Below are 1,407 nucleotides of genomic sequence, written 5' to 3' on the forward strand. Positions count from 1 at the left end.
TAGTCCCGCAACTAAACCCCAATAAATAGGTATAAAACAGTATTTAACTGTATAAAACCGACATTGACATTTTGCTAGCGCTAGAGTACACTTAAGATGTAGGACACAGTCAGTTAACAATGCCAAGAAAAGTAGGAGCAACAAAGAAAATATCGACTCAGGTTGTCCCCGTAGTGGGGATGACTAAGTCGGTAGAGTTTGAGTTGTTGCAGGTAATGAAAAAGTTAGGAATTGTCAGGTCTGAGTCTTACAATAAACTAGGCAGCATTAACCATTGGGGACTGGACTGGAAAAAGGCCATCCCGGAAGTGAAGAGTTTCAGGACTCCCGATACTCTGGGATTGCCTGCCAAGTTGATGGATTGGACTGTAAACGATGTAGCGAAGGCTATCACAGCGAGCCAAGCAGCTTGTATCGACGCCGTTGTCAGAAAAATTTATAAAAGGTTTCCTGGGAAAGACAATCAAAAGACAAGAAAGGAGCTTTGTAAACAGCTTAAGACCTTGGCTTTTCTGGAGAACCCACTGCTGCATAGGCTGGTCAGAAAGGAGTTTAAAAGGGGTCATTCCTGGGTCAAGAACCAGATAGTCTATCAACAAATAGGCTATAAGTGCAGGAGGCTCTCCCGTAACACTTATCAGCTAGAACTAGCTGGATTAAGAAGAGGAAAAAGAAACAGAATAATCGTCAGATCTAATCGCAAAATAAGTGGGCAGATTAGATTAATCTACAATCAAACTCTACAAAGATTTGAAATTCACTTCTTAGTAGATTATGGAACAGTGGAAGTACCCGCTAACCGCCACCCTATCGGGATAGACAAAGGGTACACAGAGGCTTTATATGATTCAAATGGCCAAGCGCATGGCAAAAATTTGGGCAAAGCGGCTACCAAAAAGTCCAATCGCATCTGTGCCAAGAATCGTAATAGAGGAAAGCTTTGGGCGATACATAGAAAGTTAGAAAAACTTGCTCCAGCAAAATCTGCTCGTATCCTTAAAAACAACCTAACTAGAAAAACAGAAAACAAGCGATACAGACAGAACCAAGCCGAACTAACTGCCATAATAGGAGCGGCCTCCAAGTCTCTTTTTAATGGTGAATCACTCTTAGTTTTTGCGGAAGATTTAACACAACCAATAAAAAATAAACGCCAGTCCAAAGCCATGTCCCGTAAGCTTAATAGCTGGATGAAAGGGAAAATGCGGGACTCCTTACAGAAATGGGCTGATTGGACTGGGTCGGTTGTTACGGAAGTTCAGCCTAGCTACACGTCGCAAGTTGACTCTGTTACTGGAACCCTGTTGGGGGAAAGAAACGGGGACAATTTTACCAGGTTTAATGGGGTCGTGTTACAGGCTGACTACAATGCTGCCAAAAACATACTTAATCGAGGTACGGATAAGG

1 protein-coding gene is annotated in these 1,407 nt (G+C 42.6%); it reads left to right on the top strand.

The window, feature by feature from the left end:
• Nucleotides 1-119: 119 nt before the first annotated feature.
• On the top strand, nt 120-1,407 hold a 1,288-nt coding region (locus tag F6K49_RS49150), incomplete at its 3' end, for a zinc ribbon domain-containing protein (RefSeq protein WP_293110021.1).

The organism is Moorena sp. SIO3I6, from assembly GCF_010672095.1.